This is a genomic window from uncultured Polaribacter sp. (assembly GCF_947497125.1).
GTDB lineage: Bacteria > Bacteroidota > Bacteroidia > Flavobacteriales > Flavobacteriaceae > Polaribacter.
Genome location: NZ_CANMFI010000001.1, coordinates 589,001 through 603,593, shown reverse-complemented (window position 1 = coordinate 603,593; position 14,593 = coordinate 589,001). Strand labels below are relative to the sequence as shown.

Annotated in this window: 13 protein-coding genes; 7 read left to right on the top strand and 6 right to left on the bottom strand. The window is 30.1% G+C overall.

Annotation, left to right across the window (positions count from 1 at the left end; all coding sequences use genetic code 11):
* Nucleotides 1-61 precede the first annotated feature (61 nt).
* The 4 genes from Q0678_RS02705 to Q0678_RS02690 all read right to left on the bottom strand — a co-directional run bounded on the left by Q0678_RS02705 (nt 62) and on the right by Q0678_RS02690 (nt 7,122).
* Nucleotides 62-4,651, bottom strand: coding sequence for a T9SS type B sorting domain-containing protein (locus Q0678_RS02705; protein WP_299053494.1), 4,590 nt, complete (start codon nt 4,649-4,651; stop codon nt 62-64).
* A 45-nt stretch (nt 4,652-4,696) separates the two neighbouring features.
* A complete protein-coding gene (locus tag Q0678_RS02700) occupies nt 4,697-5,539 on the bottom strand; it encodes an ABC transporter permease (protein ID WP_299053491.1) in 843 nt (280 codons plus the stop codon).
* Between the two features lie 22 nt (nt 5,540-5,561).
* Complete coding sequence (locus Q0678_RS02695) at nt 5,562-6,461, bottom strand: ABC transporter ATP-binding protein (protein ID WP_299053489.1); 900 nt, start codon at nt 6,459-6,461, stop codon at nt 5,562-5,564.
* Nucleotides 6,462-6,618: 157 nt separating this feature from the next.
* On the bottom strand, nt 6,619-7,122 hold the full coding sequence (locus tag Q0678_RS02690; protein ID WP_299053487.1) for a hypothetical protein: 504 nt from the start codon (nt 7,120-7,122) through the stop codon (nt 6,619-6,621).
* A 71-nt stretch (nt 7,123-7,193) separates the two neighbouring features.
* On the opposite strand from Q0678_RS02690, the gene Q0678_RS02685 reads away from it, so the two are divergent.
* Nucleotides 7,194-7,610, top strand: a complete 417-nt coding sequence (locus tag Q0678_RS02685) for a PaaI family thioesterase (protein ID WP_299053484.1) — start codon at nt 7,194-7,196, stop codon at nt 7,608-7,610.
* Nucleotides 7,611-7,625: 15 nt separating this feature from the next.
* Nucleotides 7,626-8,687: a chorismate-binding protein gene (locus Q0678_RS02680; RefSeq protein WP_299053482.1), complete on the top strand. Its 1,062-nt coding sequence runs from the start codon at nt 7,626-7,628 to the stop codon at nt 8,685-8,687.
* A gap of 111 nt (nt 8,688-8,798) precedes the next feature.
* On the opposite strand, the gene Q0678_RS02675 is transcribed toward Q0678_RS02680, so the two are convergent.
* Complete coding sequence (locus tag Q0678_RS02675) at nt 8,799-9,176, bottom strand: PUR family DNA/RNA-binding protein (protein ID WP_299053480.1); 378 nt, start codon at nt 9,174-9,176, stop codon at nt 8,799-8,801.
* A gap of 71 nt (nt 9,177-9,247) precedes the next feature.
* Nucleotides 9,248-11,002, bottom strand: coding sequence for an ABC transporter ATP-binding protein (locus tag Q0678_RS02670; protein WP_299053477.1), 1,755 nt, complete (start codon nt 11,000-11,002; stop codon nt 9,248-9,250).
* A gap of 148 nt (nt 11,003-11,150) precedes the next feature.
* On the opposite strand from Q0678_RS02670, the gene nusB reads away from it, so the two are divergent.
* The 5 genes from nusB to coaE all read left to right on the top strand — a co-directional run bounded on the left by nusB (nt 11,151) and on the right by coaE (nt 14,571).
* Complete coding sequence (gene nusB / locus Q0678_RS02665) at nt 11,151-12,089, top strand: transcription antitermination factor NusB (protein WP_299053474.1); 939 nt, start codon at nt 11,151-11,153, stop codon at nt 12,087-12,089.
* Nucleotides 12,090-12,132: 43 nt separating this feature from the next.
* Complete coding sequence (locus Q0678_RS02660; RefSeq protein WP_299053471.1) at nt 12,133-12,603, top strand: DUF1573 domain-containing protein; 471 nt, start codon at nt 12,133-12,135, stop codon at nt 12,601-12,603.
* The gene (yajC, locus tag Q0678_RS02655) at nt 12,603-12,923 is read left to right on the top strand and encodes a preprotein translocase subunit YajC (protein ID WP_299053468.1); all 321 of its coding nucleotides are present in this window, start codon (nt 12,603-12,605) and stop codon (nt 12,921-12,923) included. Before Q0678_RS02660 ends, yajC begins: the two co-directional genes overlap by 1 nt.
* A 112-nt stretch (nt 12,924-13,035) precedes the next feature.
* Nucleotides 13,036-13,974: a CdaR family protein gene (locus Q0678_RS02650; RefSeq protein ID WP_299053465.1), complete on the top strand. Its 939-nt coding sequence runs from the start codon at nt 13,036-13,038 to the stop codon at nt 13,972-13,974.
* A complete protein-coding gene (coaE, locus tag Q0678_RS02645; protein WP_299053462.1) occupies nt 13,975-14,571 on the top strand; it encodes a dephospho-CoA kinase in 597 nt (198 codons plus the stop codon).
* The last annotated feature ends 22 nt before the right edge of the window (nt 14,572-14,593 follow it).

The following is a 14,593-nucleotide window of genomic DNA, read 5'->3' as shown; positions in this document are numbered from 1 at the left end:
AAAAATACGGATACTTTATAATAAAGTATCCGTATTTTATTTACATTTTAAGTGTATAATTTTACTTTCTTATTAGTGATAAGTGACCTCTTTTTAAGATTACTTCTTTAGAAGTATCTGCAGGTATAAGTTGTACGGTAAACCAATAATCATCAGAGGGTAGTGGTTTGTTTTTAGAAGTACCATCCCAACCATTACCATCTATTTGTATTTGTGCAACAAGCTTGCCAAAACGATTAAAAATATGAATGCTACTATTCGGGTAAAATGTAGTATTGGCTCCTTTTACATGCCAAGTATCATTAACTCCGTCGTTGTTTGGTGTAAAAAACTGTGGAAACTGAATGACAGATATTTGTAAAGTTGTATCTTGCACACATCCTTTTTTATCATTTACAATAATGGTATAAATACCACCTTCTATATCTTCAAAAATTGGATCATCTTGAAAGCCACTACTTGGTATTCTGTTGTTATTATCATTGTTTAGTAGTGCAAACTGATAATTACCTGGGCCAAGGTTATTTGTAATGGTATCAATACGAACCGAGCTTAATGTGTTCGCAGCTATGTTATTAGATTGATCTATAATAGTTACGTAATCACGTTCTAATGTGGCAATATTAGAGGCTTTTACTACAATGGTTCTTTCTCTTTTACAACCGTTAGGGAAGTTGTCACTTGCAGTTATAGTATAATTCCCTGGGGTTGTAATAGCTAGTGTTTGGTTATTACCCAATGTTGTGCCGGCAGCATCTGTCCATTCATATAAGTAGTTAGCAGAAGGGTTTTCTGCGATTAAGACAAGATTAGGTGCGTTTAAACAAATAATCTGTGGTAGGTCTATGTCTTTTTCTCCTTGAACAGTAAAGTTAGGTAGCGGTTTTATATTTATATTAAAAGATAGTTTTGAGTTTACACAAGCAACAGGAGTGTTTTTAATATTTTCTACGCGAACATATATGGTTTGATTATTACTTGTATTTTGATAACTATCTTCGTCGATTGCATTAGAGATAGCACCTGTATTTGCATCAATTAATGTAGTGTAAAATGATACTTTAAAATCATCATACTCAGAAACTGGATAGTTAGTAAGTATTTCTGGAATTTTGTTTTTAAGTGAAATGTCAGCATTGATTCCGTTATCATCATCATCAAAACTATCTGTTGTATTGTCGCAATCTGTGTACTCAGAAATATTAATAGGTAGGTTTGGTTCAGGATAAATTAACAATTGAAAGGTTGCAAAAAGAGACTCGCAGTTGTTCCCTGTTTCATCAATAATTTTAAAGAATATAGTTTGTATTCCAGGATCATCTGTATTAAAATCTGCCGGAAATGTTGTAAGTGTTGTTGTATTTTGAAAATTAGATGGATCTGTAATTTCTGTACCATCATTGGCATCTTGCAAAGTTACATAGTAAGCCACTCGATGGTTTGTCTTTCCATCTAATATTTCTAATGATTTGCTTGTTAAGTCTATGTTTTCAGTGCTTCTGTTTCTAGGGTCTACATCATTATCGCAAACAGCAAGTGGAGTAATTGTTTTTGTAACAGCAGGTATTGGATTTACAATAATTTTAAAGTTACTTTGAGCATTAATACAGCCAGTATTTTTATTTTCTACACGAATAAATATTGTTTGCTCACTTATGTCTCCTACAGAAAATCCAGCAGGTGTTGTATTCGTATAGTTTGTATCGTTTATAATTAAATCTGTTTTGTTTTCTGCACCTGTTTGAGAAGTGTGAAAACTTACCTCATAATCTGTATTAGATTGTGTGCTGCCTAAGATGTCTAATTCTTTGTCTCTTAAGTTTAAATTGGCATTTTTACCATCTGTAGTATTGCCAGAAAGAGCATCATCACAAAGGTTATAATTAGCAATAGTATTTGCTAATGGTACAGATTTAACTTGAAGGTTTATTTCGCCAATTCCGGTACAATCATTATTAATATTATTAACTAATTTGTAATAAATAGGAAAAGGATTACCAGTGGTATTTGGTTTGTTAGTATTTCTGTAATTAGCGATGTCAATTTCATTTTTAGATTGATCTCTGTCATCGATTTCTTCATAAAAGAAAACACTAATATTTGGATTTGTATTAATTGCTGATGTGATTGTGGTTGTATCTAAATTAAACCATGTAATTCCGTCAATATCAGAATTAGAAGCTGTATTGTTGCCATCAGCATCTAAAAAATCATCACACTCAACAAAAGTTTCATTGTAAGCTTCATCGGCTGCAGTACCAATTATAAGTTCTAGTTCAGAAATTCTAACACAACCAAATTCAGAAATCGTTTGTACCCAAACAGTTGCTGGTGGATTGGTATTAGCATCAACAGGGTAGGCTGTGTAGTTTAATATTTCTATGGTTGCAGCAGCATCTTCAAAATATTTAAAAGTACCGTTTGGATTGTCTGAAATGTTATTTTCTGCAATTGTAAGGTTAATTGTTGCTTTACCGTCAATAGAATTTACACATTGTCTTATTTGTGCGGGATTAGGGTTTTTTATAACAGGTAGCGGATTTACCACTAGCAGAAATGATGTAAATAAACTGCCATCATTATCGTTAGATACTGCATTACAATCTGTATTGTCTATGTTTTCTACTCTAACAAATATTCTTTCAGAATTTGTTACTGTATAGTTGCTGTTTTTATCAATATTGTTTGTAGTACTACTTGTTTGCGCATCTGTTATATCTGTATGATAAGAAACACGGTATTGGGTATTGCTAAGTGAGTCCAATATTTCTGAGTCTTTATTACTTAATATAAAATTATTACTAATGCCATCTGTATCGCTACCGCTAATAGTGTCATCACAAACCAAGTAATCAGAGGGTTGTGTTGGTTTTGGTTCTGATGTAACTTCTAGTTCGAAACTAGTAATAGCAGCACAGCTATTTGGGGCATTTTTATTTTGAACTCTAGCATATATTGTTTGCGAACTTACAGTGTTTACAATGTATGGGTTGGGTAAAGATGTGTTTGTAGCATTTGCATTTGCTGCTGCTAAAGAATCGAAATACAAAACATCAAAAATAGCAGCGTCTAAACCTGCTAAAATTTCTGTATCTTTTACTTCAAGGTCAAAAGAGTTCGGTATTGTTAAATCGGTATCACATTCTTTAATAGGCTCTGGATTGGCCTTTGCGCTAGCAGCTTCATAAACATCAATATTACAAGTACCTACATATTGTGTAATATTACCACAATTATCTGTAAGTTCTATGGTAAGTGTGTATTTACCATTGTCTGTTTTTTGTAAATTATTTAGTGTTAGATTTGGTACGGTTGCAATTACAGTTGTTGTTGTACCATTGTCAAACTCCCATTTATAACTAGGGGTTGTAGCACCAGTAACAGGGTCTGGTACAATTACTTTATTTTCGCCCACACAAAATTTTAAATCTTGGTTGTTAATAGTTTCATTTGTGTCTGAATCTTTTATATCTATGCTCGAAAATAATGAAGATATAAAAGGAGGCAAGCCTTGTGTAGCGGTTGTTCCTGCACCTAAGCTAACCGTTTGATGCTCGTAATTTACTGCAGCACCTAAAGCATCGGGTTTGTTAATAACACTAATGGCGTTCGAATTATCGCTAGACCAATAAATTTTACCATTTGGACCTAATTGTAAGGCTCCTCGGGTATTAAAGTAATCGTAAACTTTATAGCGGTTGTTGTTAATTTCGTTAAAAGTTGGTTGCGTTAAATCGAACTGATATAAATGTTCTTGTGCTCCGTTAAAGCTACCAGTAGAAATATAAAGGCGATCACTAGAGTTTGAAAATTCTACACCATAACCTTCTCTGCCGTCTAAGTCTAAGCGATTTGTTGTGCCACTATTGTTATAGTTAGTTACAGTACCTGTAACATCATTAAAATCGAATAAAAAAGTACCTGCCCCCATGTTTGCGGCTACTAATTTTTTACCATCAGGAGATACTTTTAAATAACCTCTTACATCATCAGTTAAAAAACCATTAATTTCACTTATTACTGGGTTTGTTAGATCGACACCAGTGTTGGTTACTTTGTAGGCATAAAATTGATTATTGTTACTAGAACTTGTTCTTTGAGAAATCGAAATCACCCAAAAGCTATTACAATCGTCAGCTCTTACCGCTGTTACCTTTTCGGTCCAACGATTGTGATTTGCTGCAACTCCTAAAACAACAGGGCCGTCTATCACATCTCCTAGTCCGCCATTCGCTGTCATATCTATGGTATAATACCAAAAACCAGCATTACCACTAGAGTTGGCACCTACCGTAAAAACATAATAAATATTTGGGTTGTTGGGTGCCGGAATTGTAAGTGCAGACTGAGAACTAGAAGAATCGCCTTCTAAACCAACACCGTTTGGCATTGGTTGGTTGTCTTTGCCCCAAACAGTTAAGTTTCTACCTGCAGGAGAAGAAGCACCTATATAAAATAGTAAATTACCATCTATGTCAGAAAATGAAGAACAACCTTCTGTAGTATTTAACTCACTATTACTAACTGGTAATGGCGTGCCACTATTAAAATCTAACGCAGCTTTGTTGCCAAAATACCAAAAATTGGCTTCTTTTTGAGAAAAGAGATTGAGTGTGAAAAATAGAACTAAAAAAGGTAATATTTTTTTCATTTGTTATTGTTTAAATGCTAAAAAACCAAAGGTATTTAAAAAGTATTATAAATCTCTCTTTTTTAACAGTACATATGAAAGGTAGATAAAGATTGTAGTCCAAATACAGACAATAAGAATGGCACTAAAATCTATGGTGGCTTTTTCGAAAGTTTTACCGATAGAATTTGCCAATGTTTTTATTGCTCCTAATCTAGAGAAAGGTTCTTTTATAAGATTTGATAATGCTTCTAGTGGTAAAAATTGCATGATAGAATTAACAGATTCTGTTGTGTTTTCTGCACCTTTAAAGGTCCAGAATAGATAGCCTTTAAAAATACTTTCACCAATTAACCAGACAAATATTGCACCCACTGCAAAAGCAGATTTTTTTATAAGAATGCCAAAAAATAATCCCATGCTAAAAAAACCAACAAGTTTTATAAAAAATGCAAAGAGATAGGATGTGTCTGTAAAAATGATTGACACCTCATTGTAATCAGAATAAATAGCTCCTAAAATGATCGAGACAATAAATACAAATACTGTTGATATTAATGAAAACGCAATAACTGTATAAAATTTAGAGAGTATAAATTCTTTTTTACTTAGCCCATCAATTAAATTCTGTTTAAGAGTTTTGTATCCATATTCATTAGACATCATTGAAACAATGACCAGCAGTAAGAAAAACTTTAATATTGCTGCTATATAGGTGTTAAAGTGCCATATGTATGGAAAATTGAAAATACCTTGTTCTGCTAAATGTAATTTAAATGAGCCGAATTCGAACTTAATTGCAGCTATAAGAGCTATAGAGGTTAACAGCCCAAAGTAAATTATAGATAAAACTTTACTGGCTCTGTTGTACCTTAATTTATGAAATTCTATGGTAAGTAGTCTTAACATTACTTTCTGTATTTTGTAATTGTTAGTGATTGTTTGTAAGGTCTAAAAACTGTTGTTCTAAACTTGGTTTTCTTTTTATTAGGTGAGACAACACGATACTTTTATTAAACAAGTAGGTGTTTATTTCACCGGCCGATATTTCAAAATTTAAGGTGGCAATAATTGTCTGATGTTCTTTTGTAATTTTATCAATAGCAGCATGTTCTTTTAAAGCATTAATTAATAAAGTTTCATTTTCATCAACTTTAAATTCAAACAAACCATTCGATGCTGTCATTTTATCTACACTTCCGCTGTAGAGTTTGATACCATTTCTTATAACCACCACATGAGAGCATACTTTTTCTACTTCATCTAACAAATGAGATGCTAATAATATAGTAGTACCATTTGATGCAATGGTTTTTATAATTTGTCTAATTTCATGAATCCCTTGCGGATCTAGACCGTTAGTGGGTTCATCTAATATTAAAATTTCTGGATCATTTAAAAGGGCAGAGGCAATAGCCAGTCTTTGTTTCATCCCTAAAGAAAAAGTGCTAAACTTGCTGTTTTTTCTTTCAAAAAGGTTAACAATAGTTAGTTTTTCATCTATTTTTTCTTCGGATATGTCTTTTATTTTACAAATTAAGGCAAGGTTTTGACGTGCCGTCATGTATGGATAAAAGTTTGGTCGCTCTATAATTGCACCTACTTTTTTAAGGGCTTTGTGGGTAGATGTTTCTCCATTAAACCAAGAAAAAGAACCTGATGTTTTGTTGACAACATTTAATATAATACCCAATGTGGTAGATTTTCCGCTACCATTGGGTCCCAAAATACCGTAAACATTCCCCTTTTCAATATCAAAAGAAAGATTATTTACAGCATGGACGTTGCCAAATTTTTTATGTAAATTGTTGATTGATAAGATTGTCTTCAAAAGCAAGTAATTTATCTGTTTATATATAAGACTGATATTTTATTTTAATGTTACCAAAAAAATAAGATTATAGTTTTGTAAGCCTTAATTTACAATGTAAATTAAGGATGAAAAATACTTATGGGAGAAGTAAGTAGTTGTGTAAAGATACTAATTATTAATATTCAGTATAGTCAAAATCGTCATTGTAATCGCCGTATTCATCATCAATATCATCATCACTACCAAAAGGGTCTTCTAATTTTTCTGCAACAAATTCTTTATCTGGTGCTTCACTTGGTACTTCGCCAACGGTTAATATAATTTGGGGTAAATTCTCTTTCTTTTCGGTAGAAATCTCTAGAACATCAACATAGAAAGTCCACATTTTTAAGAAATCGTATACGTAAATAAGTTTGTCATTTTCTAAAGGTAATGTGTCATTTAAAAGACAAGATTTCATAGACAAACCTTCGCCAACTTCTTCCATATTAAATAACGGAATTTCTTCACCCTGGTTCCATTCTTCATCAGTTCTGTAAAAAGAAGCCATCTCTTGCCCTTTAAAACCAAAAGATTTTGCAATGGTAAGATGTAGGTCTTCTAAATTTAAAGCATTGTCTACAACAATGGTTCTTATTACATCTTCTTTTGTGTCTAAAATTACCCTTATTTTGTACATAAAATGGTTTAATGAATGTGCCACAAAAATACAAAATTTTATATGTACTTTTACATTATAATTAGAAGGATATGAATACAGATGCCATTTTAGAAGCTTTTAACGATCGCACTAAAAATACGTTAATGGAAACTCTTGATATTGAATATGTTGCTGTGGGTAAAGATTTTTTAACGGCTAAAATGCCTGTTAATTCTAAAGTTCATCAGCCCTACGGCCAATTGCATGGTGGTGCTACTGCAGCATTGGCAGAGACCGTTGGTAGTGCTGCATCTCATTTTTTTTTAGAAGATAAAAATCAGTTTGTAAATGGTATTCAGTTATCTATCAATCACTTAAAAAGTAAAAAAGAAGGTGTTGTTTTTGCAACTGCAAAAAACATACATAAAGGGCGTACTACTCATTTATGGGAAGTAACGGTTGTTGATGAAAATGAAGCCTTAATTTCTGTTGCTAAAATGACGAACATTGTTTTAACTAAAAAATAATTCCCCAAAGCAATCTTGAAAATAATTGAAACTAACATTGAAAGTCACTACAAAAGTAATCTACCTTTTGTAGTTTATAACAAGCCTAATTCTAATACTGTTTCTTCTTATTTTATGAAGGATGACGCTCTTTCTTACACAACAAGTTTTAAAGAAGAGGGGTTTGTTTTTGCACCTTATGATGTAAAAGAGAAGGCTATTTTATTTGCATCAGAAAAGGCAGATTTTATAGAAGATACAATTTTGTTAGCACCCAACTTAGCTTTAAAAGAAGATTTTGAAGAGGTGGTTACTGGTAAAAATAAGCACTTACAATTAGTAGAAAGAGCAATTAAAGAAATACAACTTACTTTTTTAAAAAAAGTTATAGTCTCTAGAAAAGAAGTAAAAAATGTCTCTAACTTTAATGTGTTAAACATTTTTAAGAAACTATTAAAAGCCTACCCAACGGCATTTGTATATGTATGGTTTCATCCTAAGGTTGGGTTGTGGTTTGGTGCAACACCAGAAACACTATTAGCTATTTCAGAGGCTAATTTTAAAACAATGTCTTTAGCAGGTACTCAATTAAATACAAATACAGTACCAGTTGTTTGGAAAAGTAAAGAGCTAGAAGAACAGCAGTTGGTTACAGACTTTATAGAAAATGAGTTAAAAGAAGTAGCATCAAACTTAATAGTAAACAAAAAAGAGACTGTTAAAGCAGGAGGTTTATTGCACTTAAAGACAGTTATATCTGGTGTTTTAAATAAAAATGCTACTTTAAAAGAGTTAATTAATTCGCTACATCCAACACCCGCAATTTGTGGATTGCCAAGAGCAAATGCCATGTCTTTTATTAGTAAGCATGAAAATTACAATAGAACTTTTTACACTGGTTTTTTAGGGGAGTTGAATAAAAAAGAGCCTCAACTAAAAACAGTAAATTCTCAATTATATGTTAATTTAAGATGTATGAGTGTAGAAAATAATGAGGTGTCAATTTATGTGGGCGGAGGTATAACCAAAGATAGCAATGCTGAGAAAGAGTGGCAAGAAACAGTATCTAAGTCTATGACAATCAAAAAGGTACTTTAATATTTTAGAATATTAAAATAACTCTTAATTTGTAAATCAAAAAAACCATCTAATTATTTTTAGATGGTTTCTTAATTATGTAAACTGAAATTGATTTACTGTAGTGTAATTTTATATATCATCAAATGATACATCAGTAAAACTTTCTGTTGTTTTAGTATTTGACTCAGTTGCAGTTTCTTCTTCTTTTTTAAAGTCTTTTTGGTGGCGTTCGCTAATAACTTCGCTTCCTTTTTCATTTAAAATATAATCGGTTGCTTTGCCTAACATTTCTTTAAAGTCTGTAAAATCTTCTTTGTATAAATATATTTTATGTTTCTGATAATGAAAACTACCATCATCATGAGTAAATTTTTTACTTTCTGTAACTGTTAAGTAATAATCATCTGCTTTTGTTGCTCTAACATCAAAAAAATAAGTTCTTCTACCAGCTCTTAGTACTTGTGAGAAAATTTCTTCTTGCTCAACTCTTTCTGCTCTCTCTGCCATAATTTTTATAAATAGTTGTTATATTTTACCTAACAAATCTAATAAAATATTTTACGTAGCAATGTTAAAGATTAAATTTCTTTTTCTAAAAGTTGCTGGTCATATAATTCTTTGTAGTATCCTTTTTCTTTTATTAATTGATTATGAGTGCCTTGTTGGGTTATTTTTCCATCATCTAAAACAATTATTTTGTCTGCATTTTTTGCAGATGATATTCTATGACCAATAATAAAGGTGGTTATGTTTTTAGAAATTAAAGCTAAATTTTTTAGTATCTTTTCTTCAGTTTCTGTGTCAACTGCAGAAAGACAATCATCAAAAATTAAAATTTTAGGTTCTTTAATAATAGCCCTTGCAATAGATACTCTTTGTTTTTGTCCGCCCGAAAGTGTAACACCTCTTTCTCCTAAAATAGTATTGTATCCGTTCGGGAAATCGACAATGTTTTTGTGAACATCTGCATTTTTTGCAGCAGCAATAATTTCTTTTTCGGTAGCATCATCTTTACCAAATTTTATATTATCACTAATGCTTTCTGAAAACAAAAATGGGTCTTGTGGTACAAAACCAATTTGACTTCTAACGGCATCTAAATTGGCTTCTTGTATTGGTTTGTTGTCTAATAATATGCTGCCAATTTTTGTATCGTATAGTCTAGAAATCAATTCTATTAATGTTGATTTTCCTGAACCTGTTTTACCAAAAATGGCTAATGTTTCTCCTGCTTTAACAGAAAAATTAATGTCTTTTAAGGCTGTAATGTTAGTGTCATCATACGTAAAAGAAACATTTTTAAAAGTTATATTTCCTTTAATTTCTGTAGCCGTGGTGTTCGTGTTTTGTATTTCGGGTACTTGTTTTAAAAATTCGTTAATTCTGGCTTGCGATGCCTCTGCTTGTTGTACCATAGAGGTAACCCAACCAACAACTGCAACTGGCCAAGTTAAAATATTTACATAGAGCATAAATTCTATAATAACTCCAATTTTTATTTCGTCATTAATATATTGTTGTCCGCCAACATAGATTACAATAATATTACTAATACCAATTAGCAATATCATTAATGGAAAAAATAAGGCATTTGCTTTTTGTAGGTGAATGTTTTTTTCTTTGCTTTTATCTGCTAATTCATCAAAATTTTCTATGATAGAAGCTTCAATTCCATACGATTTAACAACGTTAACTCCAGAAAAAAACTCTTGATTAAATGTTGTTAATTTTGATAAGTACTCTTGAACAATTGTACTTCTTTTATGTATGATTTTGCTTAAAACAAAGATTGATATTGATAATAAAGGAAAAGGAATTAAGGTATAAAGAGTTAGTTTTGTATCGATGCTAATCATTTGAGTAAAACCAACAATAAGCGTAACAGACATTGTTAAAGTGTACATTATTGCAGGGCCAGTATACATTCTTACTTTTGAGACATCTTCGGATATACGATTCATTAAATCGCCAGTTCTATTCTTTTTGTAAAAATTTAGAGAGAGTTTTTGATACTGTTGATAGATTTCATTTTTTAAATCGAATTCTATTAATCTAGAGGTTACAATAATTGTTTGCCTCATTAAAAAAGTAAATAAACCTGCTAAAATTGTAACACCAATAATTATCAATACGTTAATTAGCAGCTCTTGTTTTACAAGACTAATATCTGTGATTTCATTATTTAAATATTCTTCAACGATATTTAGAGAGTCACCAACAATTTGAGGAACTTTAAGGGCTAATATTTTTGATAAAATGGTCATAATTATACCAATTAATAATCGCCATTTGTATTTAGAAAAGTATTTATTTACGTGCTGTAATTCTTTCAAAAAATATTTTTTAATTTTATTATAAGCTGGCAACGAAGATACAAGAATATGGTTAAATTTTATTCTTAAAAAAGAATTAAAACGTGATAGAATAAAAATAAAATAACACTATTTTTGCAGCGCAATTTATATACAAGTTCTTTAGAAGATGATAAACAGAAGACATATTAGAGTAAAAGTAATGCAATCTGTGTACGCAATGTTACAGTCTCATAATGATGATATTATTAGAGAAGAAAAATTTTTGAAACACAGCATATTAAAAATGTACGACTTGTATGTTTTAAACCTACAATTACTGGTTGAAGTACAGAAATTTGCTGCAAATAAAATTGCGTTATCAAAAAAGAAAATATTAGCTACTAAAGAAGATTTAAATCCGAATAACAAATTTTTAAACAATAGAGTTCTAAACACACTCGCAGAGAGTATAAGTTTAGAGGGGTATATTGAATTGAATAATTTGAAAAATTGGGATTTAGAAACCGAGTATGTAAAAATTATTTTTAACAACTTACAAGAAAGTGCTCTTTATAAAGCGTATTTATCAAATGAAGAAGATTCATTTAAATTAGATAAGGCTTTTGTAATCGATTTTTTTAAAGAAATAATTGCGCCAAATGAAAAGCTAGCCGATTATTACGAAGATACCATGATTTCTTGGGTAGATGATATTCCTTTTGTAAATACTTGGGTTACAAAAACATTAAGCAAGCAAAAAGAGAACGTTAGTTTTATTTTAGGAAGTTTGTATAAAGACAAAGATGACGAAGATTTTGTTTCTAAAATGTTTAAGAAAACTGTTTTAAAGCAGCAGGAATACGAAAAAGAAATCGAAGACAAAACACCTAATTGGGAGACAGATAGAATTGCAGATGTTGATATGATTCTTATTAAAATGGCAATTGCAGAATTTTTGAATTTTCCATCAATACCTACAAGAGTTACTATTAATGAGTATATAGAAATCTCTAAAGATTACTCTACTGAAAAAAGTAGTTACTTTATAAATGGTGTTTTAGATAAAATTTCGAAAGAGTACATTGCAAATAAAAAAATAGTAAAAATTGGAAGAGGATTGCTGTAAAACTTTATATAATTTATTATTTTTGAGAAAAATTTTAAAAACCATGAAAAAAATACCCTATCTATTTATTTTAGTAGCCATTATTTGTGTAACAACAAGTTGTAAAGATTCTGCATCTAATGCAAGTTCTAAGATAAATAAAGAAAATTTAAACAATGCTAAATCTAGAGATTTAGAAATTAAAAAAGGAACTGCTTCTGTAACTTTTGATTCTAATCTTTATGATTTTGGAACTGTAAACGAAGGAGATATCGTAGAAAAAACTTTTAAAGTTACAAATTCTGGTAAGGTAGATTTGGTAATTACAAACGCACAAGCAACTTGTGGTTGTACAGTACCTGTTTGGCCTAAAGATCCTATTAAACCAGGTGAAACTGGCGATATTCAAATTAAATTTAATACTGCTGGTAAACCTAACAGACAGCAAAAAACAGTTACTTTAACCACAAACACAGAATCTGGAAAAGAACTTTTAACAATAAAAGGTTCTGTAACACCTAAAACAAAAAAATAATGAATTTTGCAGTACTATTTTTACAAGAAGGACTTGGTTCTTTAGCAGGTATGCTACCTTTTATAGCAATCATTGCAGTATTTTATTTCTTTATGATAAGACCTCAAATGAAGCGTCAGAAAAAAGAGAAATCTTTTCAAGAAGAAATTAAAAAAGGAGCTAAAGTTGTTACCACTAGTGGTATTCATGGTAAAATATCAGAAATAAATTCTACTGATAATACCGTTACTATAGAAACTGGTGCAGGCAAAATTAAATTTGAACGCTCAGCAATTTCAATGGAATTGAGTAAAAAATATTTAACTACAGAAAAAAAGTAGTAATTTATCAACAACATTAAAGATTAAGTGAGTTTTGTATCTAATACATTACTCACTTTTTTTTATTTAAAATTAATCGGTTTTATGTAGATTGCATAAAATATTTTACACTTTGAAAAAGCAACCTAAAATATCGAAAACGTATTTAGTATTTTTAGTACTTTCTATTTTACTATGGTTTTTAATTACTCTTTCTAAAGAATATTCAACCTCTTTAATAGTAGCTGTAAATTATACAAATATACCACAAGATAAAATTATACAAACCACGCCAGAGAAAGAGATAGAGTTGCTGGTAAAAGCTTCTGGTTTTAATCTAATCAAAGCAAAAATTGGCAATAGTTATATAGATTTTAATGTCAAAGAGATTCGTAGAAAATCGAATAACTTGTATTATTTTTTGACAAAAAATCAGTCAAATAATATACAAAAACAATTGCCTTCTGGTATACAGCTACAAAAAGCTGTAATTGATACTTTAAGCCTAGAATTAGGAAGTTTGCTTTCTAAAAAAGTACCTTTAATTCCTTCTTTAGATCTTAGTTATCAGGTTGGTTATGATATTACCAAATCCGTTAAAATAATACCCGACAGTGTTTTAATTTCTGGTCCTAAAACTCAAATAGACAAAGTAAATAAAATTGATTTAGAATTGTTAAAGCGAACAGGTATTAAAGCTGATTTTTCTGAAGAGGTAACTATTGTAATTCCACAAAATAACAACGGATTAAAAATAAACACTAAAAAAGCAATAATTAGTGGTACCGTAGAGAAAATTACAGAAGGTACTTTTCAAATTCCATTTAAAATTATAAATATTCCAAAAGGATTAGAGGTTACTACATTGGCTAAAACGGTAAAGGTTGTTTTTGTAATTGGGTTGTCTAATTTTAATAAAATTGATGAAAACTTCTTTGAAGTTGTATGTGATTACTCGACTACTTTAAATAATAACTTAAATTATCTAATACCTAAAGTAACTGTAAAATCTAACATTTTAAAGAATTATAAATTAGTACCAAACAAAATAGATTTTTTAATTCAGAAATAGATGGTTATAGGTTTAACAGGAGGTATTGGTAGTGGTAAAACTACTATAGCTTCATTTTTCTCAGAATTTAAAACAGTTGCAATTTACAATGCAGATACCGAAGCTAAAAAGTTAATGACTACTTCTAAAAGTCTTAAAAAAGAGATTGTTACTGCTTTTGGTAAAGAAGCATATCTTGGTAATCATTTGAATAAAGCTTTTATAGCAGGTATCGTTTTTAATGATAAAAGTAAGTTACAGACTTTAAATTCAATTGTACATCCAGCGGTAAAAAAACATTTTCAAAATTTTATCAAACAAAACAACTCAAAAGATTATATTTTATATGAAAATGCAATTCTTTTTGAAAGTAAAAGTAATTTAAATTGTAACGAGATTATTACCGTTTCTGCGCCTTTGCATACAAGAATAGAAAGAACAATTTTAAGAGACAATACTACAAAAGCACAAGTAGAGCAAAGAATACAAAACCAATGTTCAGAAACTAAAAAGGAATTGCAATCTAATTATGTTATAAATAATTTAGATTTAGAAAGTGCCAGAAATCAAGTTGTTACAATTCATAATATTTTAACATTAAGACGTACCTTGATTTAATTAAATTTACTTTTTTAGTTAA